Here is a 25,349-nt window from a genome sequence, read left to right as displayed (position 1 = left end):
CCGGCCGGCCTTCCTGCCGGCCCCCTCAGAAGCGCAGGGCCCACCCGTCGATGGATCCCGTGTAGCCGGCGAAGGCGTCGTACACCCGTAGCCTCCACACGCCGTTGGCGGTCTCCGACGAGGCGTCGATCCCGAACACCCCTCTGAGGTCGGCGTCGCCCCAGCCCGTGTAGCTGTCCTTGATCGGGTACACCGTGCCGTCGGGGGCGATCACGTCGACCTGGAGGGTGCCGGAGTCCGGGTGCCTGATGTCGAGTTCCACGTCCAGCTGCGCGGGGGCCCGACCGGGGATCCCGCTGACGGTGACCGGGGATTCGATGGGTTGCAGGTCCTCGATCGGATAGTCGGCGGTGTTCGCGAAGCGCGGTCCGGGCGCCCGGTTCGGCGCCGTCCCCACGTACAGGAGCCGGTCCGGCGAGCCCGGTCCGGCGTCGACCACCGAGCCCGTCGTGGCCGCGGCGGTCAGGGCGCCCGCCACCTGGGCGGGCGTGGCCGTGCGGTGGTCGGCGAGGTAGAGCGCCGCCGCGCCGGCCACGTGCGGGGAGGCCATCGAGGTGCCGGACATGGTGGTGCTCCAGTCGTCGCCCCAGAAGACCGCCGAGGTGATCGAGTCGCCCGGGGCGAACAGGTCCACCAGAGGGCCGTGGTTGGAGTACGAGGCGCGCGCGTCCCGGTCGTTGGTCGCACCGACGGTGAGCGCCGCGGGCACCCGGGCGGGGGAGTGGGTGGAGGCGTCCGCGCCCTGGTTGCCCGCGGCCACCGCGTACGTGATGCCGGAGGCGATGGAGCCCCGGACGGCGGCGTCCAGCACGTCGTCCGGGTCGCCGCCCAGGCTCATGTTGGCGACGGCGGGCTTCACGGCGTTCCGCGTGACCCAGTCGATCCCGGCGACCACCTGCTCCGTGGTGCCCTCGCCCGACCAGTCGAGCACCCGGACGGAGACGACCTTCGCCTTCTTCGCGACCCCGAACGTGGCCCCCGCGAGAGTCCCGGCGACGTGTGTCCCGTGCCCGTGCAGGTCGTCCGCCTCGTAGTCCTCGTCGATGGCGTCGTACCCGTACGAGGCGCGCCCGCCGAAGTCCTGGTGGCTGATGTTGACGCCGGTGTCGATGACGTACGCGGTCACCCCCTGCCCGGCCGAATCGGGGTACGCGTAGCTCTGGTCGAGCGGGAGCCTGCGCCGGTCGATCCGGTCGACGCCCCAGGAGGGCGGACCGGGCTGGGTGGAGTCGAGCCGCAGCGTGCGGTTCTGCGCGACCTCGGCGACGGCGGGATCGGCGGCGAGCCGGCGGGCCCCGCGCTCGGACAGCCGGACGGAGTAGCCGTTCAGGGCCGCGTCGTAGGTGCGCCGGATCGTGGCGCCGTAGCGGGTGACCACGGACCGGCCCCGCTCGGTACGGGCGCCCGCGCGGGCCGGGTCCAGTACGACGAGATAGCTGCCGGCGACGGCTCCGGGCGCTCCGGCGTACCGGACGCTCCCCTCGGGCGGGCTCGCGGCCGAGGCCCCGGTGTGCGCGCCGAGCGCGAGCGCCGAGGCGAGGGCGAGGACGGCCCCGTACCGCCGCCATCCGAACTGCCGTAATCCCCGCGATCCGTGCGACGCAGGCATTCCGTGTGACCCATGTAATGCATGTGATCTGCGCAATGGGCGTGACCTGCGTTATACGTGTGATCCGTGCCATGTCCTGAACATCCGGACCGAACCCCCCTCAAGTCGTCCGCTCAGACTGGGGCGCCGCAAGGGCCGGCACAAGACCGCGCGCACAGAAAGGAATCCGGGCCGCCGGTCGCGCGCGTGCACGCGTGGAATGCGCGCGCGTAAGCGGACGGCCGCATTTCCGGCAATTCTTGACGTTCAAGCTGAAAGAGACCACCATCGACGGCAGTCAAGGTCCCGCGCCGCAAGCCGACAAGCCCAAGGAGCGAACCCCATGCCCGCCCCTGCCCCAACCTCCAGTTCCCAAACCGACGCAGTCGTCCCCCATCCGCGCCGCCGCGTCCAGGCCGCCCGGATCGCGGACCTGCCGCGGATCGAGGAGCCCAGGGAGGTGGCCCCCTCGGATGCGAGGGAGCTGTCGAGGGTGTTCTTCCGGCGGCTGAGCGAACTGCCCACGGGTACGCCGGAACACCAGTACGTACGCAACGCGCTCATAGAGATGAACGCCTCACTCGTCCAGTACGCCGTCCGCCGTTTCCGCGGCCGGGGTGACGGGGGCGACATCGAGGACATCGTCCAGGTCGGCACCATCGGCCTGATCAAGGCGATCGACCGGTTCGACCCGGCCCGCGAGAACGAGTTCGCCACCCTCGCCATGCCGTACATCACAGGCGAGATCAAACGGCACTTCCGTGACACCTCCTGGGCCGTGCGCGTCCCGCGCCGCCTCCAGGAGCTCCGCCTCGACATCGCCAAGGCGAAGGAGGAGCTGACCACCACGCTCGACCGCTCGCCCACCGTCGCCGATCTCGCGGGCCACCTCGGTATCACGGAGGAGGACGTCATAGAGGGTCTCGTCGCCGCCAACGGCCACACCACCGGCTCCCTGGACGCCCCGCACTCCGGGCACGCCGAGGGCGCCGACGGCTCGGCCGACGGCCACACCCTCGCCGACGTCATGGGCGAGGAGGAACCGGCCCTGGAGCGCGTCGAGGACATCCAGACCCTCGCGCCGCTGCTCGAACAGCTCTCGGAGCGCGAGCGCCGGATGCTGCGGATGCGCTTCGGCGAGGAGCTCACCCAGGCCCAGATCGGCGCCGCGCTCGGCATCTCGCAGATGCAGGTCTCGCGCGTACTGGGCCGCGTCCTCGCCCACCTGCGGGCCTCCATGCTGGAGGACCCGGGACCCGGGGCATAAGCCCCGGCGCCCGTCTGCACCAGACCTCCGGACGTGAGGTGGATCACCTCGGCGTTTACCCCGGGGCAGCCTGGGCACCCGCGGATCCGGAGCGGACCCTTCCGCCTGCCGTCACCACGGCCGGCGCGGGTGCGGGCGGATCCCGTACCGCTCCACGGCCTGCGCCCGGCCCCCGTGGCCGGGCGCAGGCCGTTCCCGGTACGACCCGCGAGGTGTATGTGTCCACGCTCCAGGCCGAGCACGTCTACAAGGTGTTCGGAAGGCGACCCTCCGACGCCGCGGCCGCGGTCCGCGCGCTCCGATCCGGCGCGGGCCGCGACGAGCTGCGCGCCGACGGCACGACGGCCGCTGTGATCGACGCCTCGTTCCGCGTCGAGCCCGGCGAGATATTCGTCGTCATGGGTCTGTCGGGATCCGGCAAGTCCACGCTGCTGCGCATGCTGAACGGACTGCTCGAACCCACCGAGGGGCGCATCCTCTTCGACGGCCAGGACCTCACGACCCTCTCCCGGCGTGAGCTGCGCCACGTCCGCTCCACCAAGATCAGCATGGTCTTCCAGCACTTCGCCCTCTTCCCGCACCGCAGCGTGCTGGAGAACGCCGCCTACGGGCTGGAGGTGCAGGGCGTCGCCCGCGAGGAGCGGCTGCACCGCGCCGCCGAGGCGCTGGAGCTGTGCGGGCTCGCCGGCTGGGAGTCCTCCTGGCCCGACGAGCTCTCCGGCGGCATGCAGCAGCGCGTGGGCCTGGCCCGCGCCCTGGCCACCGACGCCGACCTGCTCCTGATGGACGAGTCCTTCAGCGCGCTGGACCCGCTGATCCGCCGCGACATGCAGGACCAGCTGCTGGAGCTCCAGCAGCGGCTCAAGAAGACCATCGTGTTCATCACGCACGACCTCAACGAGGCCATGCGCCTGGGCGACGGCATCGCCGTCATGCGCGACGGCCGCATCGTCCAGCAGGGCACCGCCGAGGACATCCTCACCCGCCCGGCCGACGACTACGTCGCCTCCTTCATCCAGGACGTCGACCGCTCGCGCGTGCTCACGGCCGACGCCGTCATGACCGACCCCGTCGCCGGGGAATGCGCCTGCGGCTGCCCCAGCGTCACCGCCGACACCCCGATCGCGGACCTGTGCGCGGTCAGCGCCCGCGTCCCGCACGCCGTCACCGTCACCGACGGGGCCGGCGCCGTCGTCGGCTCCGTACCGCAGGACCGCCTCGTCGCCTTCATCGGCGACGAGGACCGCGCCCCGGTGCGCTGCGCGGAGGTGGCCTCCTGATGCCCCGCCTGCACCTCGGCGCCTGGGTCGACAGCGGTGTCGACTTCCTCCAGCGCCACCTGTCCTGGCTCTTCGACGCCATCAGCACGCTCGTCACCGGCCTCTACGACGCCATCCACGCCGTGCTCGACGCGCCCGCCCCGCTGCTCTTCGCCGGCATCCTCGCCGTCGGTGCCTGGTGGCTGCGCGGACTGCTCGCGGGCCTCCTCGCCTTCGCCGGTTTCGCGCTCGTCGACTCCGTCGACCTGTGGGGCGACGCGATGTCCACGCTCTCCCTGGTCCTCGTCGCGACCCTCGTCACCCTGGCGATCGCGGTCCCGCTCGGCATCTGGGCCTCCCGCTCCGACCGGGTCAGCGCCGTCCTGCGCCCCGTGCTGGACTTCATGCAGACCATGCCGGCCATGGTCTACCTGATCCCCGGCATCATCTTCTTCGGCGTGGGCGTCGTGCCGGGCATCATCGCGACCATCATCTTCGCGCTGCCGCCGGGCGTACGGATGACCGAGCTCGGCATCCGCCAGGTCGACGCGGAACTGGTCGAGGCCGCCGACGCCTTCGGGACCACCCCGCGCGACACCCTCGTACGCGTCCAGCTGCCGCTGGCGCTGCCCACCATCATGGCGGGCATCAACCAGGTCATCATGCTGGGCCTGTCCATGGTCGTCATCGCCGGCATGGTCGGCGGCGGCGGTCTCGGCGGCGCCGTCTACCGGGCCATCGGCAACGTCGACATCGGCCTCGGCTTCGAGGCGGGCATCTCCATCGTCATCCTCGCCATGTACCTGGACCGGATGACCGGGGCGCTGGGCCGTCAGGTCTCCCCGCTCGGCCGGCGCACGCTCGCCAAGGCGCGGGCCGCCGCGAGCGGCGCCGCCAAGGTGTGGAACCACCGCCCCCAGCCCGCCTACGCCGTCACCGGCGCCGTGGTCCTCGCCCTCGTCGCGGGCGGCCTGAACACCTTCGGCGGCTCCGGACAGCCGGCCGCCTCCGGGGCCGACGCGATCGGCAAGGGGCGCAAGATCTCCATCGGCTACATCCCGTGGGACGAGGGCATCGCCTCGACCTACCTGTGGAAGGAGCTCCTGGAGCGCCGCGGCTTCCAGGTGGAGGCGAAGCAGCTGGAGCTCGGCGCCCTGTTCACCGGGCTCGCGGGCGGCCAGGTCGACTTCCAGACCGACGCCTGGCTGCCGGTCACGCAGGCCCAGTACTGGGAGAAGTACGGGAACAAGCTGGACGACCTGGGCGCGTGGTACGGCCCGACGTCCATCGAGCTGACCGTCCCCTCGTACATGAAGGACGTCACCTCCCTCGCCGACCTCAAGGGCAAGGGCAGCCGGTTCAAGGGCCGGATCATCGGCATCGAGCCCAGTGCGGGCGCGATGGGGATCCTGAAGGGCAAACTGCTCAAGGAGTACGGCCTCGACGGCGAGTACCAGGTCGTCGACGGGTCGACCCCCGGCATGCTCGCCGAGTTGAAGCGGGCCTACGAGAAGCAGGAGCCGGTCGCGGTCGTGCTCTGGTCGCCGCACTGGGCGTACGCCTCGTACGACCTGAAGAAGCTGCAGGACCCCAAGGGGGCCTGGGGCAAGGGCGACGGCATCCACACCCTGGCCCGCAAGGGCTTCACCGCGGACGAGCCGGAAGTGGCCTCCTGGCTGCGCTCGTTCAAGCTGACCGAGGCCCAGCTGACCGGCCTGGAGGCGAAGATCCAGGACGCGGGCAAGGGCAAGGAGCAGCAGGCCGTCCGCACCTGGCTCAAGGAGCACCCCGAGGTCGCCGGGGCCGCCTGATCACGGCGCGGTGGTGAAGACGCCGACGGCCGGTGGAGCGTACGCCTCCACCGGCCGTCGGCGTCCCGGTGTCCCGTGGCCGGAGCCGCGTCGCCGACGCGATCGGCGGGTCCCTCCCGGGAACGCACCTCTGACCAGCCGGAATCCTGGATGATCCGCCCTTACCCTCCGGCGGCGCCGCGTGACACAGTGCGGGAACACACCACCGCCGGACCCGGGAGGCTCCATGCGCGATCCGCACCCCGCGCCCCTGCTCGTGGCCGCCGCCGAGGCTCCGGCGGAGCCGGGCCCGCTGCCGCGCTGCCCCGTGTGCGGGAGCGCACCGGAGCGGATCTCCTGGCGTCAGTGCGCGGGCCGGCCCGTGGTGCTGGCCTTCGACCCCTGCGGCCACCGGTACGCCTCCCCTACCCCGCCCGTCCTGGCCGTCACCCCGCCGCCGGCTTAGGCCGTACCGCCGGGGCAGCCCGTACGGACCGTGCGGCCGGGCCGGCCGGCCCCCGCCGCCGCGGCGGCGCGCACGGCTCAGCAGCCGAGGAAGGCGGCGATCCGGTCGGCGAACGCCTCCTCGCCGAGGATCTCGATGCCCGCCTCCTCGGCCTTGGCCACCTTGCCACCGGCCTTGGCCCCCGCCACGAGCAGCGTCGTGCGCCCCGATATGCCGCTCGCGGACTTCCCGCCCGCCCGCTCGATCAGCTCGCGCACCTTGTCGCGCGTGTCGTACGCCGCCAGCGCGCCCGTCATCTTCCCCGTCACCACCACGGTCTGACCGGCGAGCGGCCCCTGCACACCCCCGGCGCCGATGCCCTCGGCGCCGGCGTCGGCGGGGCGCTCCGCCTGCGGCTCCGTCAGGTTGACCCCGGCCGCCGCCAGCTTGTCGATGACCGGTCCCAGCGATGCGACCTGGGCGACGATCGCGGTCGCCTTGGTCTCCCCGACCAGTTCGACCTCCGTCATGGCGGCCGCGTCGGCGGTCCGGATCGCCTCCATCGTCCCGAAGTGGCGGGCGATCCGCCGGGACATGCCCCGGCCCGTGCCCAGGACCCCGAGCGCGCAGAACACCCGGGACAGCGGCCTGCCCTTCGCCGCCTCGATCTGCTCCAGCAGCTTCACGGCCCGCCGCTCGCTCCCCGCGGCCTGCGCGAGCGCCGCGTGGTCCAGTGCGAACAGGTCGGCCACGTCCTGGACCCGGCCGGCCTCGACCAGCGCCCGTACGTACCTCTCGCCCAGGCCGTCGATGTCCAGCTGGTCGCGCCCGGCGGCGTAGAGGATCGCGGCGATCCGTCCGCAGTCCGCCGGCTGGGCGCAGCGCCACCGCTCCTGGCTGCGGTCTATCTCCCCCTGGCAGCCGGGGCAGACGGCCGGCAGCGCGATCGGCCGCTCCTCGCCGGTGCGCAGCTCCACCACCGGGGCCTCGATGCGCGGGATGACGTCGCCCGCCTTGCGGACGGTCACGGTGTCGCCGATCCGCAGGCCGCGGCGCTCGATGTCGGCGGGGTTGTGCAGCGTGGCGTGCCGCACCACGGAGCCGTCTATCTCCACCGGCTCCAGCACGGCGGTCGGCGCGAGCACCCCGGTGCGGCCCACCGCCCAGGTCACGTCGAGGAGCCGGGTGCGCCGCTCGACGGCCGCCAGCTTGTACGCGGTCGCCCAGTGCGGGTGGCGCGAGCCCGTCCCGGCGGCGCTCTGCTCGGCCAGCGAGTCCAGTTTCACGACGACCCCGTCGATCCCGAACGGCAGCAGGGGGCGCAGCGCCGCGATCCGGTCGACCTGCTCCTGGGCCTCGGCGGCCGTGGCCACCACCGTCAGCCCCGCGGGCGTGGCCGCCGCCGTCTGGACGCCCGCGGCCGCGACGAAGGCCATCACCTCCGCCTGGGAGGTGGCGGGCAGCACCGCGGAGCCGCCCCGCTCGACCGCGCCGAAGGCCCAGAACGTCATCTCCACCGTGTACGGGCGGCCCTTGGCCCGCAGCGTTCCGGCCGCGCCGCCCCGCGCGTGGGAGAACGGCCCCGCGCCGTGCGCGGCGCGCACCTCGTTGGCCCGCTCGAACTGGGCCGTGGTGAGCAGGACCTCGCCGCGGACTTCGAAGGAGGCGTCCGAAGCCAGCCGCTCCGGCAGCCCGACGATGGTCCCGATGGCATGGGACACGTCCTCGCCGCTCGTCCCGTTGCCCCTGGTGACGAGCCGGACCAGCCGGCCGTCCTGGTACCGGGCCGCCAGCGAGGCCCCGTCCAGCTTCGGCTCGACCACGAAGCCGCCGGTCACCGGCCCGCCCAGCCGGCGCACCACCGAGGCCTCCCAGTCGAGCAGGTCCTGCGGCCCGAAGGCGTTGGCCAGCGAGAGCATCGGCGCCGTGTGGGCCACCTCCCCGGCCGGCACCGCGCCCCCCGCCACCTTCCCGGTCGGCGAGGCCGGGTCGGTGTGCTCCGGGTAGCGCTCCTCGTACGCCTGGATCAGCGAGAGGAGCAGGTCGAACGAGGCGTCGTCCAGCGGGGAGTCGCCGGAGCCGTAGTACGCGGCGGCGGCCCGGATGGCCGTGCCGATCGCGTCGGCGTACTCGTCGCGGGTGGTGAGGGCGGAACCGGCCGGAGCGGCGGTGGTGATCGTCATGCCCCGATCGTCGCGCAGGGGTCTGACAACGCCCTCCCCCCTGGGTGGCGGTGAAGAACCGCCACTGCCGGCTGTTGTCGTCCTGGTTGCGGCAGCTCCACTGGTGGATCTGCGCACTTCGAGGAGTTCCTGTTCACGTGCGATCCGGCTGACGCATGCTCAAAGCTGCTTGATTGAAGACGATTTCGAGCAGCATCCTTCAAGTGATCTCCGTAGGCCGCTATCTTGCCAGGCGCATGCCAAAGCGGTGTGTCCGCAATCCGGACCGCACGAGGAGCTGCCCCATGAGACTCATCCGCATCCCCAGGCGCACGCACAGTCGCATCCCCACGCACGCGCGCAAGAAGGCCAAACAGCGGCGGGCGTCCCTCGCCGCGCTGCTCGCCGGGGCCCTCGCCGTCGCCGGGCTGGCCGCCGCAGGGCCGATGACCCAAGCGGCCGCCGCGGCTCCGGCCCCCGCCACGGCGGGCAACGCCACCGGCCTCACCCGGTCCGGGAACACCTTCACGGTCAGCACCTCCGGCGGCGCGAAGGCCCGCGTCGTCATCGCCCGCGCCGACATCTTCCGGCTCTGGCTCTCGCCCGACGGGGCCTTCACCAACGACCCGGCCGGCTCCGACCTCGCCCCGACCACCGACTTCGGTCCCGTCGACGCCGCCTTCACCGACGCGGGCGCGTACTACCGCATCACCACCGGCGCCCTGAACATCCGCGTCAACAAGACCCCCTTGCAGTTCTCCGTCTACCGCGCGGACAACGCCACCCTCGTCTGGCAGGAGACCCGGCCCACCTCCTGGACCGCGGCCCAGACCACCCAGTACCTGGCCCGCGGCGCCGAGGAGCAGTTCTACGGGACCGGCCTGCGCCTCGGCGAATGGGCGCTGCGCGGCAAGACGGTCCCCGTCGCCGTCGACAACAAGTGGCGCGAGAACGACAACGCCAGCCCGGCCCCCTTCTACATGTCCACCAACGGCTACGGCGTCATGCGCAACACCTGGGCCCCCGGCTCCTACGGATTCAACGCCCCCACCACCCTCACCCACGACGAGAAGCGCTTCGACGCCTGGTACTTCACCGGCGATTCGCTGAAGTCCGTACTCGACGCGTACACCGATGTGAGCGGCAAACCCTTCATGGCGCCCATGTGGGGCATGGAACTGGGCAACGCCGATTGTTTCAACGCCTCCAACCCGGCATACCAGGGCGACCACAACCGACTGCGCCACCAGACCACCCCCGACGTGGTCGGATACGCCACCGACGCCCGCGCCGCCGACATGCCCTCCGGCTGGTTCCTGCCCAACGACGGCTACGGCTGCGGCTACACCGCGCCCCTCAAATCGACGGTCGACGCCCTGAAGGCCAAGGGCTTCCAGACCGGACTGTGGACATCCACCGGGCTCGGCTCCATCGCCGACGAGGTGGGAACGGCCGGTACCCGCGGCGTGAAGACGGACGTGGCCTGGATCGGCGGCGGCTACAAGAGCGCCTTCAACGGAGTCCAGCAGGCCGTCGACGGCATCGAGAAGAACTCCGACGCCCGGCGCTACGTCTGGACCGTCGACGGCTGGGCCGGCACCCAGCGCAACGCCGTCGTCTGGACCGGGGACACCAACGGCACCTGGGACGACATGCGCTGGCACGTCCCCGCCATCGCCGGGGCCGGCCTCTCCGCCCTCAACTACGCCTCGGGCGACGTCGACGGCATCTTCGGCGGCAGCCCCAAGACCTACACCCGCGACCTCCAGTGGAAGGCCTTCACCCCCGCCTTCATGACCATGTCGGGCTGGGGCGCGACCAACCCGGCCGCCGGCTACCAGGACAAGCAGCCCTGGCGCTTCGCCGAGCCCTACCTGTCCGTCAACCGCAAGTACCTCCAGCTCAAGATGCGGCTGATGCCGTACCTGTACACGATGAGCCGCACCGCGCACGAGAGCGGAGTGCCGAGCACCCGTGCCATGGTCCTGGAGTACCCGGACGACCCGGTGGCCCGCGGCAACCTCACCAGCGGCCAGTTCATGGCCGGCGATTCCTTCCTCGTCGCCCCGGTCGTCTCCGACACCTCCGTGCGCGACGGCATCTACCTGCCCGCCGGGACGTGGACGGACTACTGGAGCGGGAAGACGTACGCGGGACCGGGCTGGCTGAACGGCTACCAGGCGCCGCTCGACACCCTGCCGCTGTTCGTCAAGGGCGGCGCGATCGTGCCGATGTGGCCGCAGATGAACTACACCGGCGAGAAGCCCGTCTCGACCCTCACCTACGACATCCACCCCCGCGGCAACTCCTCCTTCAGCCTGTACGAGGACGACGGGACCACCCGCGCCTACCAGTCCGGCGCGTACGCCCGCCAGCAGGTGGACGTCCAGGCCCCGGCCTCCGGCTCCGGTACGGTCACCGTCTCCGTCGGCGCCCCCACCGGCAGCTACACCGGCAAACCGGCCGCCCGGGGCTACGAGTTCACCCTCCACGTGGCCTCCGCGCCGGGCGCGGTCGCCGCGGACGGCGCAGCCCTGGCCCGCCAGACCTCCAAGGCCGCCTACGACGCGGCGGCGTCCGGCTGGTTCTTCGACCCCGCAGACCGCGGCGGCATCCTGTGGGTCAAGTCCGGTACCCGAGGCGGGGCGTTCGGCATCACGGTCACCGGCACCTCGGTCCCGGCGGCCGACCCGATCCCGGCGACCTCGGCCCCCGTCCCGCAGTCGGCGTGGACCCTGCTCTCCGCCGACAGCCAGGAGACCGCCGCCGAGGACGGCGCGGCCAAGAACGCCTTCGACGGCAACCCGGCCACGCTCTGGCACACCGCCTGGTCGTCGGGGACCCCGGCCGCGCTTCCGCACGAGATCCGCATCGACCTCGGCGCCCGCTACGCGGTCGACGGCCTCGGCTACCTGCCCCGCCAGGACGGCGGCGTCAACGGCCGGATCGGCGGCTACGAGGTGTACGTCTCCGACAGCACCACCGACTGGGGCTCACCCGTGGCGACCGGTACCTTCGCCGACACCGCCGCCGCCAAGTCCGTCTCCCTGGCCCCGAAGACGGGCCGTTACCTGCGCCTGCGAGCCTTGACCGAAGCCGGTGGCCGGGGGCCCTGGAGCAGCGCCGCCGAGATCGGCCTGACCGGGCGCGCCGCCCCGCTCCCGGCCGACGCCACCCTCGTCCAAGCGGCTTCCGCCCGCTGCGCGGACCTGCCGTACAGCGCGACCACGCCCGGCACCGAGCCCACCCTCTACACCTGCCACGGCGGCCCCAACCAGCGTTGGAGCCTGACGGCCGACGGCCGGGTCACCGGCCTGGGCGGGGTCTGCCTCGACGGTACGAGCGCCACCTCGGTCACCGTCCAGACGTGCGGCGCGGCCGCCGGGCAGCGCTGGGAACAGGGCCCGGACGGCAGCCTCCGTACGCTCGGCCAGTGCCTGGCCCCGGTCGGCGCGGCCACCGCGAACGGCACGAAACTCACCCGCGCGGCCTGCGACGGCGGCTCCGCGCAGCGCTGGACCTTCACGCCCTGAGGGAGCCGCTCCTCAGGGCGCGGACACGCCCTCGCCGAGCACGGCCCGGCACTCCCGCCAGGCCGGCTCGGTGAGCAGCCCCCGCAGCCGCGTGAACAGGGCCAGCAGGCCCGGTCCGTGGGCCGCGCGGAACGCCGGGTCGATCCGGGCGAGGTCCAGCTCGTTCGCCGCGGTCAGCTCCGCGAAGTCCCGCCGGGGCTGCCGGCCGGGGCAGTGGACGTGACCGGTGAACCGGTCGCGGAACGCCGGCGCCCCCGACGACACCGCCTCGTCGTCGGCGGCGTCGGCGTCGGCGTCAGCCTCGGCGGCGGCGGCCTCGGTGTGGGCTCCGGCCCCGCAGGGGACGTCGGAGGCGAGCGTCGGATACGAGGCAGCGCGGTCGCAACTGGCGTAGAAGTAGACGATCTCCTCGGCCTCCGCCCCGATCACCGCCGCCAGCTCGGCCCGCCGGCCGACCGGCAGCAGGGCGGTGGCGAAGCCGTCCGTCCCGTAGAACGCGTGGCACAGGCCCGCGAGCCGCAGTGCGGGACGGGCTCCCCACACCCCGAGCCGCGCGTGCACCCGTTCCAGATGCGCGAGCAGGCTGCCGCCGGGGTGGTCCAGGTCCCCGGCGCCGAGTTCCCGCAGCAGCGCGAGGGCGTGCGCCTCCCGGCGCGCGAAGTGTGCCGGTGGCGGCATGGGTGTGGTCCTCTCCGCGTCCCTGACCGAGATGGTGGGTCGGCACCCGTCGCCGCCCGCGCCGGTGTCCGGACCGTGGCGCGGGCGGGGACGGGTTGCCGCCCTGGGGCCCTGCTTTGATCGTTGTCCACCCGAAGACCCAAGTCAATCCTCTGATTCCCTATCAAGACCCAAGCTCCGGCTTGGAGTAGCCTGCCTCCCGTGACCCTCGACGATCTCCGCGTCTTCGTCGCCGTCTGCAGGGCCGGCAGCCTCAGCGCCGTCGCCCGCGATCTCGGCTGTACGCAGTCCGCGGTCAGCCAGCACGTCCGCCGCCTCGAAAAGCAGACGGGCACGGAGCTGCTGGAGCGGCACGCCCGCGGCGTGCTCCCCACCGAGGCCGGGCGCATCCTCCAGGCGGCCGCCGCGGACGGCATCGCCGGGCTCGACGGCGCCCTGCGCCGCCTCGACGAACTCGTCCGCGGGGACAGCGGATCGGTACGCATCACCACGGGCGCCACGACCGTACGGCACTTCATGTCCGAGGCCGTCGTCGGCTTCCGGCGCCGCCACCCGCGGGTCAGCCTGGAGTTCCAGACCGAGAATTCCAGCCGCAGCTGCTTCGACGCCCTCGCCGCCGACGACCTGGACCTCGCCTGGATCACCATCGGCCGGCCCGTGCGCGGGATCGAGCAGCGCCCGGTGATGGAGCTGCCCTGGGTGCTCGCCGTCTGCGCCGACGACCCTTTTGCCGTCCGGCCCCGCATCGAGCCGGCCGACCTCACCGGCATCCGCCACATCCGGCTCCCGGAGAACTCCGCCTCCCGCGCCCACCTCGACGCCGCCTTCGCGGAATCCGGCATCCGGATACGGTCCGACACCAGCGTGGCCGACTGGGACACCGCCCTGCTCCTGGCCGAACTGGGCCTGGGCCACGCCGTCGTACCCGCCCTGCCCGGCTGGCGGGTCCCCGGCTCAGAGGGCCCGCTGCGCCTCGTCCCGATCCCGGCCCTGCCACCGCTCGCGGTCGGCTGGGCCGTCCGCCGCTGGGCGGCCCTGTCCCCGCTGGCCCGCGTCTTCGCCGACGACGTCGCCCGCAGCTGTACGGCCCGCGCCGCGCGGCAGCAGTGACGCCGGCAGCAATCCCACCGCCGCCAGCGCCGCCAGGGCGAAGAGCGCGGTCGGCGCGGCCCCGGATCCCGCGCCGCCGCCCGCCGCGACGGCGATGCCGAGCGTCGGACCGACGTTCATCGCCGTCTGCTTGAGCCCGCCGACCACCCCCGCGTACCCGGCCGGCGCATCCCCGACCACCGTGCCGGTGGCGGTCACCATGACCGCGGCGAAGCCGGCGCCGAGCACCGCGAAGGCCGCCATGACCGCCGGTCCCACTCCCGCGCCCAGCCCGGCCACCCCGAGGACGACCAGCCCCGTACCGGCCAGCGCGGTCCGGCGCGGCCCGTACCGGCGCAGCGCCAGGCCCGCCAGCGGCGCCCCCGCGACCATGCAGCCGGTCAGCGGGAGCACCAGCAGGCCGGTGGCGAGCGGGCCGAGCCCCCGTACGTCCTGGAGCAGGAAGGTCGCCGCGAACAGCGCCCCGAACATGCCGGCGGAGACGGCCAGCAGCAGCGCCATCGAGGCCGCGACCGGCCGCGACCGCGCCACCGCGGCCGGTACGAGGGGCTGCGCCGCGCGCCGTTCATGCCGTACGAGCACGGCCGCGAGGGCGACGGCCCCGCCGAGCCCCAGCAGCGTCGGCGGTGCGGTCCAGCCGTGGGCGGGTACGCCGGCCAGCGCGTGCACCAGCACGGCGAGCGCCGCGGCCAGCAGCGCCGCGCCGGTCAGCGCGGGCCGGTCCGGGCCCGGGCCGGCCTGCGGCGGCCGGTCCGGCGCGGGCACCCGTACGGCGAGGACGAGCGCGGCGATCACGAGGGCGATCGGCACGTTCAGCACGAACACGGAACGCCACCCCGCGTGCGCGACCAGCACGCCCCCGAGCAGCGGACCGGCCGCGGCGGCCGCGCCGATGGCGCTGGTCCGCACCGCCACCGGGGCGGAGAGCCGGTCGGCCGGGTACGCGAGGCGCAGCAGCGCCAGCGTCGCCGGCTGCAACAGGGCCCCGAACACCCCCTGCGCGGCGCGCAGGGCGATGACCCAGCCGACCCCGGGCGCGAGCGCGATCCCGGCGGAGGCCGCGGCGAAGCCGAGCACGCCGACCAGCAGCAGCCGGGGATGCCCGTACCGGTCGCCGAGGCGGCCGGCGGTGACGAGGAGGGCGGCCACGGCGAGGAGGTAGGCGGTGCTGGTCCACTGGACCTGGGCCACGCTCGCCCCGAGGTCGCGGCGCAGGCTGGGCTGCGCCACGCTCAGGACGGTGCCGTCGAGGGCGACGAGCATCGCGCCGCCCACGCTGACGAGCAGGGCGATCCGCTGCCTCGCGCGGGTCATGAGCGGTCCGGCCCGAGGTGGGCGTCGAGGGCGGCGTCGACGAGCCGTTCGACGGGGACGGGGCCGTGGGCTTCGAGCACCAGGGGCAGGCTGCCCCAGGCCCACAGCTGGGCCACGCCGTGCAGGTTGGCCCACAGGGCGGCGGCGATGACCTCGGGGTCTGCGTCGGTGCGGCAGCGGGAGACGAGACCGACGAGGAGGCGGAAGAGCGGGACCGTGGACTCGCGCAGTCTCGGCCGCTGTTGCCCGGCGCCCTCCTCCTCGGTGACTTCCTCCCCGGTGTTCTCCGCCCGCTCGCTGTCGAGCAGGTCGTGGCGGAACATCAGCTCGAACATCCCGCGGTGCTCCAGCGCGTAGCCCACGTACGCGCACCCGAGCGCCCGTACCTGCTCGCGCGGGGAGCCGGTACGGGCGCTCGCCGCCGCGAACCGGGCGCCGAGGTCGGCGAATCCGCGCCGCGCGATGGCGGAGAGGAGGGAGTGGTGGGTGGGGAAGTGGCGGCGGGGCGCGCCGTGCGACACCCCCGCGCGGCGGGCGATCTCACGCAGGCCGAGGGCGGCGGTGCCCTCGCTGAGTACGAGGTCCACGCCGACGTCGATCAGGCGTTCCCGGAGCGGGCTGTGCGGGTCCATGGACCGTGTCTACCAGGATGCGTAGACACTGTCTACTCGCTGGCCGCACGGAACCGCCGCTCGGCGCCGGGCGCCGCTCGGGCCGTGGTCGCTACGCGCCCGCGTTCATGTCCCGGATGGCCCGTACCAGTCCGGCGACGAGGTTCGCCCGCTCGGCCATCGCCTCGACGAGCACGTACTCGTGGTCGGCGTGCGCGCCGCCGCCGACCGCACCCAGGCCGTCGAGGGTCGGCACCCCCACCGCCGCCGTGAAGTTGCCGTCACTGCCGCCGCCGACGGAACGCCCTTCCAGGCCGGGGAGCAACTGCTGGGCGACCGCGAAGAGGTCGGCCGAGGCCGACTCCGGCATCGGAGGCCGGCCGATGGACCCCTGGACCGAGATCTCCGCGTCTTCGAGGTGCGGGGCGAGCGCCGCGAAGGCCGACTCGATGCGCGCCTGCTCACGGGCCGATTCGACCCGGACGTCGGCGGTGACGGTCGCCTCGGCGGGCACGACGTTGTCCACGCCTCCCGCGGACGCGACGGTCGGGGTCACGGTCGTGCCGATCTCGGGCCGGCCGAAAGCGGCGATGTCCAGGACGAGGTGGGCCGCCTCGATGAGGGCGTTGACCCCGGCCTCGGGCTCCAGACCCGCGTGCGAGGCGCGGCCCGCGACGGAGACGTGGAAGGAGCCGCAGCCCTTGCGGCCGGTCTTGAGGGCGCCGCCGTCGGCAGCGCCTTCGAACACCAGGACCGCGCCGCAGGCCAGGGCGCGTTCCTCGATGAGGGCCCGGGAGGAAGGGGAGCCGATCTCCTCGTCGGCCGTCACCAGGATCTCGACCCCCGACAGGTCGTCGAGCAGGGCGAGTCCGTGGACGGCCTGGACCAGCCCGCCGAGCATGTCGAAGACCCCGGGGCCGGTCACCCGCCCGTCCTCGACCGCGAACGGGCGGCGTTCGAGGGTGCCGAGCGGGAACACGGTGTCGTGGTGGCCGAGGATCAGCACCTGCGGCTCGCCGCCGCCCGACCAGTGGACGTGCGGTCCGGTCTCGCTCTCGATGAGGACGGCCTGGCCGCCGAGGCGGTTCTCGATGACGGAGGCGACGGTTTTGGCCGATACCGCCAGGGCGTCGAGGTCCCGCGAGGGGGACTCGATCTCGACGAGTGTCCTGAGGTCCTCGATCATCGCGTCCACACTCACATGGACAACCGCACGCATCGTCATGGCGCAAGGGTAGCCGCAGCGCCACGGCGCAAAGTGCGCGGGAACGGTGGCTGAATCAAGTGCGGCCGGGACGAAAGGGGCATCCGAGGGGATGATGGAGGGGAGGAGGTGTACGGGCCATGGCGGAGCACGACGGCGGTCCCTCGGCGGCGAACCTGGAAGACGGCAAGTTGCTCAAGGAGCTGGAAGCCATCCACCGGACCCGCCACGAGACCCTGCTCTACGGGTCCGACGAGGCGCTGGTCACCCATACGCAGCGGATGAACGAGCTGGAGCACGAGTACGTACGCCGGCACCCGCAGCGCGCGCAGACGCCGGGCCGGACCCGGTCGGGCGCCCGTGCCCGGAGCGGCGACGGCTGAACGCGGCTGGACGGTGGCTGAGCGGCGGTGAGCGGCAGCCGGGCGACTGCTGAGCGGCGGCGCGGGCGGTACGGCGCGGGGGCCGGGGTGGGGGCTGGGGTGGGGGCCGGGGTGGGGATCAGTGGATAGGGGGCAGCGCAGGCGCGTGCTCTGAATGTGAGCCTCCTTCGCCTCGAATGAGACGCTGATGTATCATTTGGGTTGAAGGAGGCTCATCGCGGTGCGCGCGGCGGGCCTCCCCGCCCGCTCACCCGAACGGAACCCCATGCCCGCCCGCCGCCCCACCGCCCCACTCGACACCGCTCCACTCGATCCCCGCCGCTGGATCGTCCTCGCGATCCTGTCCGGCAGCCTGCTGCTGATCTCGATGGACACCACGATCCTCAACGTGGCCTTCCCCTCCCTCGTCGGCGACCTCCAGCCCGGCGCCGTACAGCAGCTGTGGATCATCGACGTCTACGCGCTCGCCCTCTCCGGCCTGCTCGTCACCGCCGGAGCCCTCGGTGACCGGTGGGGCCGCAAGCGGCTGCTCATGGCCGGTTTCGCGATCTTCTCCGTCGCCTCCCTCATCGCCGTGCTGTCAACCGAGGCCTGGCACGTGATCGCGGCCCGCGCCCTCCTCGGCGTCGGCGGCGCGGCGATCATGCCCTCCACCCTGTCGATCCTGCGCGGCGTGTTCACCGACGCCAAGGAGCGGGCCTTCGCGCTCGCCGTCTGGGCCGCCGTCTTCGGCGGCGGCATGGCTTTCGGCCCGGTCGTCGGCGGACTCCTCGTCCAGCACCACGGCTGGCACTCCGCCTTCCTCCTGAACCTCCCCGTCGCCGCCGTCATCGTCGCGGCCGGCCTGCGCTACCTCCCCGAATCCCGCTCCCCGCGCGGCAGCGGCCGCTGGGACTGGTGGGGCGTCGGGCAGTCGATCGTCGGCATGCTCGCCCTCGCGGGCGGCATCAAGCAGCTCGGCAAGAGCGGGATCGCCGATCCGCTCCCGTGGGCCCTGCTGGCCCTGGCCGCCGTCGCCCTGACCGTCTTCGTACGCCGTCAGCTGCGCCTGGACGACCCGCTGCTCCAGGTCCGGCTGTTCGCGAAGCCCGCCTTCAGCGTCGCCGCCACCGCGATCTTCCTGCCCATGGTGGGCATGGGCGCGATCCTCTTCCTCGTCACCCAGTGGTTCCAGTACGGCCAGGGCTACACCCCGCTCGAAGCGGGCCTGCGCCTGCTGCCCGCCCCGCTCGCCCTGATCTGCGCCTCGATGGTGGCCCCCACCCTCATGCAGCGCTTCGCGATCCGGCACGTGCTGAGCGCCGGACTGGTGCTCCTGGCCGCCGGCATGGCCCTGCCCTGGACCTTCCAGCAGTTCGCCGAGCTCGGCTACCCGGCGTTCGCCGTGGCCCTCACCGTCATGGGCCTGGGCGCGGGCACCGCCACCACCGTCGCCTCGGTGACGCTGATCTCGACCGCGCCCGCGGACGAGGTCTCCAGCGCGGCCGCCATTGAGGAAACCTGCTACGAACTCGGCTCGGCCATGGGCGTCGCCATCCTCGGCAGCACCGCGGCCGTGCTGTACCGGGGCAACCTGCCGGTCCTCGATCTGGACGGCGCCACCGCGGCGGCGGTCCGCGAGTCCGTGGGCGAAGCCGCCCACATCGCCGAACGACTGGGCGGCACGGTGGGCAAGGGCCTGATCGAGGCGGCCTCGCAGGCCTACACCCTCGCCATCACCCCGGCCTTCCTGATCGCGGGCCTCCTCGCGATCGCCGCCGCGGCCACCACCTGGACGATGATCCCGCGCGACCTGCGGCCCACCGAGAACCACTGACACGGCCCGGGCCCGGCCGCCCGCGTCACCGCCGCGGTGGTGACGCCGGCGCCGGGCCCAGCGTGGTGGTGCCCGGCGCCGCGCGGTGGCCCAGCCCCGTGCGGTACGCGTCCAGGGCGGCCTCGATCCGGCCCGTACGCCGCAGCAGATCGCCCAGCAGCCGGCACAGATCGGCCAGATCCCCACTGGCCCCGCTGCGCTCCAGCAGGGTCAGCGCCTGCACGTAGTGCTCCTCGGCGCACTTGTTCTCCCCGCGCTCCTCGGCCATCAGCCCGAGCAGCCGGTGCGCTCCGCCCGCGTGCACGGCGCCGTGGCTGTCGCCCAGCTCCAGCAGCCCGGACAGCAGCTCGGCGGCCTCCTCGCAGCGGCCCAGCCGGCGCAGCACATCGGCGAGTTCCACCTCGACCTGCGCGGTGTACAGGGCGGCCCGCCGGGCCGCCAGGATGTCCCGGGCCGTGCGCAACTCCACCTCCGCCGCCACCAGATCGCCGTTCTGCGCCTGTACGTAGCCGCGCATCCAATGGCAGTGCGCCAGATCGGTCCGCAGCCGCAGCTGCCGGTAGATCGCCTGGGCCTTGGCGAGGGAGGCGTCCGCGTCCGCCGGCCGCCCCGCGGTCAGGAACGTACGCGCCACCTGCCGGTGCATCCCCGCCACCAGCGCCGGGTCGGCCACCTGCGGAGCCAGCGACAGGGCCAGCTCGGCGGCGTGCGCGGCCCGGGCGTGGGCGCCCATGTCGATGTACGGGCCGATCACGGCGGCGTACAGCAAGACCAGCGCCTCCGGATCGGCCAACCCGCTCGCGTTCAGCTCGTCGATGGCCGATTCGAGCAGGTAGCAGGCGTAGCGCAGCTCCCCGGCGAGCAGGTGCGCGACGGCCCGGCCGCGGATCGGGCGGGCCCGGCGCGGCAGCGGCTCCTGCGCCAGCAGCAGCTCGGCCGCTTCGAAGTGCCCGATGGCCTGCGGCAGTTCCCCTGCCTCCAGCGCGCAGTCGCCGAGGCCCAGCAGGGCCTCGGCCCGCTCGGCGTCGAGGCCGAGCCGTTCCGCCTCGGCCAGCAGCTGCCGGTACCGTACGGCCGCCTCGGCGGCGTCCCCCGTGGCCAGCGTCCGCTGGGCGTCGGTGAGGGCCAGGCGCAGCTCGGTGGCCAGATGGGCGGGGCGTCCGGTGGCCAGCTCCTCGTACGAGGTGCCGAGCCGCTCGGCGAGGAAGCGCAGCGCCGTCTCGGAGGGGCGGACCTTGCCCGACTCCAGGGTCGAGATGTAGGCGGAGGTGTACGAGGGCTCCGCCAACGCCCGCTGTGTAAGCCCGCGTTCGGCGCGCATGCGCTGAACCCTGCGGCCGATCTCGGCCGGTTCGTCCATGTAGACCCCTCTGGTAGCGCCAACTCCCCATGGTGCAGGAGCGGTCGGCCATTGCGCACCTCCCGTGCGCCCTCTAGTTTAAGCAATCGGTTCAGCGCACTTATCGCGCCGTTTAACTTCCGGTGACTTCCGGCTTCCCGGGGAGAACTCCATGGACGCGTCCCTCCGCCTGACGCTGCGCGCCGCCCTCGCCGCGGCCTGTACGACGGCCCTGCTGCTGGCCGCGGGCCCGCTCGGCACGGCGGCCGCGGCGCCGCCCCCGATACCGGCGAAGGCCGGGACAGGCTCCGGGACCGGGACCGAGGTGGAGGTTCCCGGGCCGCAGGACGGCACGGTCGCCGGATCCGGCCACATCCGCGTCCCCGCCGCCGGGAAGGCGAAGAAGGCCCCGCAGCTGTCCGAGGCCGAGCGGGCGGCCGACGGCGAGGTCGCCGAGCTGGTCGACAACGGCCCGACCTCCGACCGCCTCGACATCGTCGTCGTCGGCGACGGGTACACCGCCGCCGAGCAGGACCGCTTCCACGCCGACGCCCGGGCCAAGTGGGCCGAGATCACCGCCGTGGAGCCGTACTCCACGTACCGGAACCTCTTCAACGTCTGGACGGTCGACGCCGTCTCGCACGACTCCGGCGTCTCCGGCGACCCCACCCCGGCCACCGTCCGCGACACCGCCCTCGGCTCGTACTTCTGGTGCGAGGACATCGAGCGGCTGCTCTGCATCGACCAGCCGAAGGTGGACGCCTACGTGGCGAAGGCGCCCGCGGCCGACCTGGTCCTGGTCCTCTCCAACAGCGCCAAGTACGGCGGGGCCGGGTACAACGAGCCCAGCGCCGCCCTCGGCTACGAGGGGATATCGACCGCCTCCGCGGGCAACGCGAAATCCGGGCAGGTCGCCATCCACGAGACCGGCCACTCGCTGGGCAAGCTGGCCGACGAATACTTCTACCCCGACACCCCCGGCTACGAGAAGTACGAGGGCCCCGAGCCCGCCGACTCCAACACCTCCACCCTGCCCGCCGACCGGATGGCCGCCGAACGGGCCAAGTGGTACCGCTGGCTCGGCGCCGCGTCACCCGACGGCGGCACGGTCGGGGCGTACGAGGGCGGCGGCTACTACGTCACCGGCCTCTACCGGCCCACCGACAACTCGATCATGCGCGTACTGGGCAAGCCCTTCAACCTGCCCGGCACCGAGGCGATGATCGCCGGCTTCTACCAGCACGCGAAGCCCGTCACCCCGCTCACCCCGACCGGCCGCACGCTGCGGCTGCGCAACACGGCGAAGGTCTCCGTGCCCCGCCTGGCCGGCGCGGACGGCCGGCAGCTCGACGTCCGCTGGTACCTCGACGGCCGGGAGCTGAGGCGGTTCGCGGGCCGCACCGAGGTCGCGGTCGCCGAGCTGTGGCTCCTCGACCTGCGCACGCACAGGCTGTCGGTCACCGCCGAGGACCGCACGCCCTCGGTCCGCGACCCGAAGATCGCCCGCACCCTGAAGTCCACGGTCGACTGGACGGTCCGCCTGTAACGGACGAGCCACCCGGCCGGAGCCCCGGACTTCTGCCGGACGGTGCGTCAGGTGGGGGTGGGGGGTTCGAGGAGGATCCCGCGGGCGGCGTAGAAGCGGGGGAGCGCCGCCCAGGGCACCGGGGCGTGCTGCTGGGAGTGGCCGGGGAAGCCGGACGGGTTGTTGATCATGACGTGCTCGTCGTCGGCCGCGACGGCCAGGACCAGGTGGCCGCCCTTGGCCTCCGGTTCGGGGTCGAGGGTGCGGATGGTCTTGTGGACCGAGAGCATCGCCAGGCCGCCGACGGCCAGCGTGGCCCGGATCCGGTCGGGCGGCAGGTCGGCGACGGCCTCGGCGCGGATGCCGTACCGGATGCCCGCGTACGCGGCGAAGGGGCGGTGGATCAGGCCGTGCACGCTGTCCCCTTCGCGGACGTACGCCCCGGCGTCGCACAGCTCCCGCAGGAGGGGCAGCGAGGGCGGGACGGGCAGGCCCCAGTGGTCGAGGGCCATCCGCAGGCAGGCGACCCCGCACATGCGGGGCGCCCAGAAGGCGTACTCCTCGGCGGTGTCGGCCCCCGACTCCTGCCACAGCGGATCGGTGACCGCGCTCCTGCCGGCGATGAACTCGGGGACGAGGTCGGCGGACTCCCACTGGGAGTGGTACGGGACGGGACGGTCGCTCGTGGGACGGATCATGCCGCCCAAGTCTGGACCATGCCGGGAGGCGGGTGCGCACGGCCGTCGCCGCTCAGGCGGTGGCCGCGTACGTCCAGACGTCGCGCATCGGGGCGGGCGGCGTCGGGTTGTCCATCTCCACCTGCGTGAGCAGGATGGACACCGCGCCGGTGGCCGGGGTGACGTGCCCCGCGGTACCGGTGCCGCCGATCCAGCCGTACCGGCCCGGCACGTTCCACGGTTCGCGGGCCACGACGTCCACCGAGCCGCCGAACCCCCAGCCCTGGCCCTCCAGGAACAGCTCGCCGGCGGCCCGCTGGGCCGGGGTCAGCCAGTCGGTGGTGACCTTCCGTACCGACACGGCCGACAGGAGCCGCCCCCGGTCCCCGTCCAGAGCCCCCTGCGCGAGCAGCATCCGGGCGAACGCCCACCAGTCGTCGGCGGTCGAGACGAGCCCGCCCGCACCGGAGGGGAAGGCCGGAAGGCTGCTCCACTGCCCGTGCGGGGCGTCGGCCAGGGCGAGGCCGCCGTCGCCGCCGCGGTACAAGCTCGTGAACCGCCCCAGGTCGCCGGCCGGAACGCTGAACCCGGTATCGGCCATGCCCAGCGGCTCGAAGATCCGCTCGGCCATGAACTCGGGCAGGGACTGCCCGGAGACCCGGGCGATCAGCACCCCCAGGATGTCGGAGCACGTGTTGTAGAGGAAGGCCTCGCCCGGCTGGTACAGCATCGGAACACCCGACAGCGTCTTCAGCCACTCGTCCGGCCCCGGGAGGTGCTGCGGCTGCGGCGGCCCCTGCTTCACCTCGCTGACCAGCGGGCCCACCGCGGGCAGCGAGAAGTCCGACGGGAACCCGTACCCGGCGCGGGACGTGAGCAGGTCGAACACGGTGATCGGGCGCTCGGCGGGCACCAGGTCGTCGAGCGGGCTGGCGGGCGTACGGGCGACCAGCGGCGAGGCCAGCTCCGGCAGCCACGGCGCGATCTCGTCCTCCAGGGCCAGCAGCCCCTCCTCGACCAGCGTCATCACGGCCACGGCCGTCACCGGTTTGGTCATCGAGGCGATCCGGAAGATCGAATCCCGGACCATCGGAGCGGTGCCCTCGACGTCGGTCGAGCCGACGGCCGCCACCTCCACCCGGTCGCCGCGGGCCACCAGGCCCACCGCCCCGGGCAGCGATCCGCTCCTCACGTGCCGTTCCAGGATGTCGCGCAGGTCGCTCATCACTCCACCTCTCCCGATCCCGCTGCGGATGCCTCCTCCCACAGACTCCCGCAGCGCCCCGCATTCATCGGTCGGACGCGCGGCAGGACCGGCCGGGTCACCACCAGGAGGCGGGGTGGCGCGGTGCCCTGCGCCGGATGCGCGGGGCGGCGTACCCGGTCAGGACGAGCGGCACGGTCCGCGCCGCGGCCGGCGCGGACCGGCCACGACCCCCTCCGTCAGGTGTGCGGGCCACGTATCGGGGGAGGGATACGGGTACCGGTGTAGGAAGGACGGGACATGCGGTACCGATATCCGGTGGCCCGGGCCCGGAAGACGGTCCTAAGGTGCGGGCCATGACGATCATGAGCTCCGAAGCCGTGGACCGATCCGTTTCCCTCACCGCGCAGGCCCTCCGGGAGGTGGCGCACCTCGACTGGTCCGTGCCCGCCGCCGGCCTGGAGTGGAGCTGTTACGACACCGCCGTGCACGTGGCCAGCGATTTCACCGGGTACGCCACCCAGCTCACCGGGCGCTCCACCAGCGGGTACGCCCCCTTCGACATCAGCGCCGACCCGGGCACCACCCCTGACGGCCTGATCCAGGTCATAGAGGCCACCGGGGGGCTGCTGTCCGCGGCGGTGGCCGTGACCGACCCCGCGGTGCGGGCCTGGCACCCGTACGGTTTCGCGGGCCCCGACGGCTTCGCCGCGATGGGCGTCGTCGAGACGCTGCTGCACACCCACGACATCCTGGGCGGTCTCGGCGTGACGGGCTGGGAGCCCGACGCGGACCTGTGCGAGCAGGTCCTCGACCGGCTCTTCCCGCAGGTGCCGCGCGACCTCGCCGCCCCGTGGCCCACCCTTCTGTGGGCGACCGGCCGCGGCGCGCTCCCCGGTCTGCCCCGCCGCACGGCCTGGCGCTGGTACGCCGAACCCGTCACCGCCGAACGCGTCGTGCTCTGCGAGATCTCCCCGCTGGTCGCGGGCGACCTCCAGGGCGACGGCACCGGTGGTTTCGCCTGGGCCGAGGACGGCCCCGGTGAGGGCACCCGGTTCGCCTCCGGGATGGTGGCCAAGGCGCGGGAGGAGGGTACGTTCCGTCCGGGCTGGGGCGCGTACGCCATCGTCCGTACGCAGGACCGGCGCGCGATCGGCGGCATCGGCTTCCACGGCGCCCCCGACGCAGAGGGGAACGCGGAGGTCGGCTACGACCTCGTCCCCTCGGCCCGCGGCAACGGGTACGTCACCGAGGCGCTGAAGGGCCTGGTCTCCTGGGCCTTCGCCCAGCCCGGCGTGACCGCGCTGCACGCCCGGGTCGACGCGGACAACGCCCCTTCCCACGCCGTGCTCCTGCGGGCGGGGTTCGAGCGGACGGGCTCCACCGAGGACGGTGGAGCCCGCTACAGCCTGCGCGCGGCCGCTCAGTAGCCGCCGGTCGGGAA

18 protein-coding genes and 1 pseudogene are annotated in these 25,349 nt (G+C 73.5%); 10 read left to right on the top strand and 9 right to left on the bottom strand.

The annotated features are described in order from the left end of the window. Positions 1-25: 25 nt before the first annotated feature. Positions 26-1,609 (bottom strand): S8 family peptidase, encoded by a 1,584-nt coding sequence (locus CP980_RS03555; protein ID WP_132753910.1) that lies wholly within the window; start codon positions 1,607-1,609, stop codon positions 26-28. Between the two features lie 322 nt (positions 1,610-1,931). On the opposite strand from CP980_RS03555, the gene CP980_RS03550 reads away from it, so the two are divergent. The 4 genes from CP980_RS03550 (at position 1,932) to CP980_RS03535 (ending at position 6,370) form a co-directional block, all read left to right on the top strand. Next, positions 1,932-2,855 (top strand): SigB/SigF/SigG family RNA polymerase sigma factor, encoded by a 924-nt coding sequence (locus tag CP980_RS03550; protein WP_150492593.1) that lies wholly within the window; start codon positions 1,932-1,934, stop codon positions 2,853-2,855. Between the two features lie 218 nt (positions 2,856-3,073). Further along, the gene (locus tag CP980_RS03545; protein WP_150530108.1) at positions 3,074-4,135 is read left to right on the top strand and encodes a quaternary amine ABC transporter ATP-binding protein; all 1,062 of its coding nucleotides are present in this window, start codon (positions 3,074-3,076) and stop codon (positions 4,133-4,135) included. Beyond that, a complete protein-coding gene (locus CP980_RS03540) occupies positions 4,135-5,925 on the top strand; it encodes an ABC transporter permease/substrate binding protein (protein ID WP_150492592.1) in 1,791 nt (596 codons plus the stop codon). Before CP980_RS03545 ends, CP980_RS03540 begins: the two co-directional genes overlap by 1 nt. 226 nt (positions 5,926-6,151) lie before the next feature. Next, positions 6,152-6,370 carry a hypothetical protein gene (locus tag CP980_RS03535; RefSeq protein WP_132753902.1) on the top strand — a complete coding sequence of 73 codons (219 nt, stop codon included), beginning with the start codon at positions 6,152-6,154 and terminating at the stop codon, positions 6,368-6,370. A gap of 77 nt (positions 6,371-6,447) precedes the next feature. Here the strand turns inward: CP980_RS03535 and ligA are convergent, their stop codons facing one another. Further along, positions 6,448-8,532 (bottom strand): NAD-dependent DNA ligase LigA, encoded by a 2,085-nt coding sequence (ligA, locus tag CP980_RS03530; protein WP_150492591.1) that lies wholly within the window; start codon positions 8,530-8,532, stop codon positions 6,448-6,450. Positions 8,533-8,816: 284 nt separating this feature from the next. Between ligA and CP980_RS03525 the strand changes: the two genes are divergently transcribed. Beyond that, positions 8,817-12,044, top strand: a complete 3,228-nt coding sequence (locus CP980_RS03525) for a TIM-barrel domain-containing protein (protein WP_208834761.1) — start codon at positions 8,817-8,819, stop codon at positions 12,042-12,044. A gap of 12 nt (positions 12,045-12,056) precedes the next feature. Here CP980_RS03525 and CP980_RS03520 read toward each other — a convergent pair whose 3' ends face one another. Then, positions 12,057-12,722, bottom strand: a complete 666-nt coding sequence (locus tag CP980_RS03520; RefSeq protein WP_150492590.1) for a DUF6817 domain-containing protein — start codon at positions 12,720-12,722, stop codon at positions 12,057-12,059. A gap of 201 nt (positions 12,723-12,923) precedes the next feature. On the opposite strand from CP980_RS03520, the gene CP980_RS03515 reads away from it, so the two are divergent. Continuing rightward, positions 12,924-13,832 (top strand): LysR family transcriptional regulator, encoded by a 909-nt coding sequence (locus CP980_RS03515; RefSeq protein ID WP_308439322.1) that lies wholly within the window; start codon positions 12,924-12,926, stop codon positions 13,830-13,832. Here CP980_RS03515 and CP980_RS03510 read toward each other — a convergent pair. From CP980_RS03510 to CP980_RS03500, 3 genes and pseudogenes are all read right to left on the bottom strand, one after another. Continuing rightward, positions 13,767-15,146: pseudogene (locus CP980_RS03510) on the bottom strand (MFS transporter); the annotation flags it as partial. The gene CP980_RS03515 and the pseudogene CP980_RS03510 overlap by 66 nt on opposite strands. After that, the gene (locus tag CP980_RS03505) at positions 15,143-15,778 is read right to left on the bottom strand and encodes a TetR/AcrR family transcriptional regulator (protein ID WP_150492588.1); all 636 of its coding nucleotides are present in this window, start codon (positions 15,776-15,778) and stop codon (positions 15,143-15,145) included. The pseudogene CP980_RS03510 and the gene CP980_RS03505, both read right to left, overlap by 4 nt. Positions 15,779-15,869: 91 nt before the next feature. After that, complete coding sequence (locus CP980_RS03500; RefSeq protein WP_132753890.1) at positions 15,870-16,982, bottom strand: M20 family metallopeptidase; 1,113 nt, start codon at positions 16,980-16,982, stop codon at positions 15,870-15,872. 119 nt (positions 16,983-17,101) lie between these two features. Between CP980_RS03500 and CP980_RS03495 the strand changes: the two genes are divergently transcribed. After that, positions 17,102-17,344 (top strand): DUF6158 family protein, encoded by a 243-nt coding sequence (locus tag CP980_RS03495; protein WP_099888302.1) that lies wholly within the window; start codon positions 17,102-17,104, stop codon positions 17,342-17,344. Between the two features lie 265 nt (positions 17,345-17,609). After that, positions 17,610-19,160, top strand: a complete 1,551-nt coding sequence (locus CP980_RS03490) for an MFS transporter (RefSeq protein WP_150492587.1) — start codon at positions 17,610-17,612, stop codon at positions 19,158-19,160. Between the two features lie 25 nt (positions 19,161-19,185). On the opposite strand, the gene CP980_RS03485 is transcribed toward CP980_RS03490, so the two are convergent. Then, a complete protein-coding gene (locus CP980_RS03485; RefSeq protein WP_150492586.1) occupies positions 19,186-20,520 on the bottom strand; it encodes a helix-turn-helix domain-containing protein in 1,335 nt (444 codons plus the stop codon). A 151-nt stretch (positions 20,521-20,671) separates the two neighbouring features. Here CP980_RS03485 and CP980_RS03480 point away from each other — a divergent pair, with 151 nt between their 5' ends. Beyond that, positions 20,672-22,045: a M64 family metallopeptidase gene (locus CP980_RS03480; RefSeq protein WP_150492585.1), complete on the top strand. Its 1,374-nt coding sequence runs from the start codon at positions 20,672-20,674 to the stop codon at positions 22,043-22,045. A 47-nt stretch (positions 22,046-22,092) separates the two neighbouring features. On the opposite strand, the gene CP980_RS03475 is transcribed toward CP980_RS03480, so the two are convergent. Together CP980_RS03475 and CP980_RS03470 are read right to left on the bottom strand one after the other, a co-directional pair. Beyond that, positions 22,093-22,722 carry a C39 family peptidase gene (locus CP980_RS03475; protein WP_150492584.1) on the bottom strand — a complete coding sequence of 210 codons (630 nt, stop codon included), beginning with the start codon at positions 22,720-22,722 and terminating at the stop codon, positions 22,093-22,095. 52 nt (positions 22,723-22,774) lie between these two features. Next, positions 22,775-23,926, bottom strand: a complete 1,152-nt coding sequence (locus tag CP980_RS03470; RefSeq protein ID WP_150492583.1) for a serine hydrolase domain-containing protein — start codon at positions 23,924-23,926, stop codon at positions 22,775-22,777. 335 nt (positions 23,927-24,261) lie between these two features. Here CP980_RS03470 and CP980_RS03465 point away from each other — a divergent pair, with 335 nt between their 5' ends. Next, complete coding sequence (locus tag CP980_RS03465; RefSeq protein WP_229906868.1) at positions 24,262-25,335, top strand: GNAT family N-acetyltransferase; 1,074 nt, start codon at positions 24,262-24,264, stop codon at positions 25,333-25,335. The last annotated feature ends 14 nt before the right edge of the window (positions 25,336-25,349 follow it).

This window comes from Streptomyces vinaceus (genome assembly GCF_008704935.1).
Lineage (GTDB): Bacteria > Actinomycetota > Actinomycetes > Streptomycetales > Streptomycetaceae > Streptomyces > Streptomyces vinaceus.
The sequence above is the reverse complement of the archived record's forward strand: the minus strand, read 5'-3'. Positions and strand labels throughout refer to the sequence as shown.

Bases quoted from the DNA above. Each gene is read 5' to 3' on its own strand.
- CP980_RS03470 (WP_150492583.1), bottom strand. From the start codon at position 23,926: ATGAGCGACCTGCGCGACATCCTGGAACGGCACGTGAGGAGCGGATCG.
- CP980_RS03520 (WP_150492590.1), bottom strand. From the start codon at position 12,722: ATGCCGCCACCGGCACACTTCGCGCGCCGGGAGGCGCACGCCCTCGCG.
- CP980_RS03505 (WP_150492588.1), bottom strand. From the start codon at position 15,778: ATGGACCCGCACAGCCCGCTCCGGGAACGCCTGATCGACGTCGGCGTG.
- CP980_RS03550 (WP_150492593.1), top strand. From the start codon at position 1,932: ATGCCCGCCCCTGCCCCAACCTCCAGTTCCCAAACCGACGCAGTCGTC.
- CP980_RS03555 (WP_132753910.1), bottom strand. From the start codon at position 1,609: ATGCCTGCGTCGCACGGATCGCGGGGATTACGGCAGTTCGGATGGCGG.
- CP980_RS03500 (WP_132753890.1), bottom strand. From the start codon at position 16,982: ATGACGATGCGTGCGGTTGTCCATGTGAGTGTGGACGCGATGATCGAG.
- CP980_RS03475 (WP_150492584.1), bottom strand. From the start codon at position 22,722: ATGATCCGTCCCACGAGCGACCGTCCCGTCCCGTACCACTCCCAGTGG.
- CP980_RS03535 (WP_132753902.1), top strand. From the start codon at position 6,152: ATGCGCGATCCGCACCCCGCGCCCCTGCTCGTGGCCGCCGCCGAGGCT.
- CP980_RS03495 (WP_099888302.1), top strand. From the start codon at position 17,102: ATGGCGGAGCACGACGGCGGTCCCTCGGCGGCGAACCTGGAAGACGGC.
- CP980_RS03465 (WP_229906868.1), top strand. From the start codon at position 24,262: ATGACGATCATGAGCTCCGAAGCCGTGGACCGATCCGTTTCCCTCACC.
- CP980_RS03490 (WP_150492587.1), top strand. From the start codon at position 17,610: ATGCCCGCCCGCCGCCCCACCGCCCCACTCGACACCGCTCCACTCGAT.
- CP980_RS03525 (WP_208834761.1), top strand. From the start codon at position 8,817: ATGAGACTCATCCGCATCCCCAGGCGCACGCACAGTCGCATCCCCACG.
- CP980_RS03480 (WP_150492585.1), top strand. From the start codon at position 20,672: ATGGACGCGTCCCTCCGCCTGACGCTGCGCGCCGCCCTCGCCGCGGCC.
- CP980_RS03540 (WP_150492592.1), top strand. From the start codon at position 4,135: ATGCCCCGCCTGCACCTCGGCGCCTGGGTCGACAGCGGTGTCGACTTC.
- CP980_RS03485 (WP_150492586.1), bottom strand. From the start codon at position 20,520: ATGGACGAACCGGCCGAGATCGGCCGCAGGGTTCAGCGCATGCGCGCC.
- ligA (WP_150492591.1), bottom strand. From the start codon at position 8,532: ATGACGATCACCACCGCCGCTCCGGCCGGTTCCGCCCTCACCACCCGC.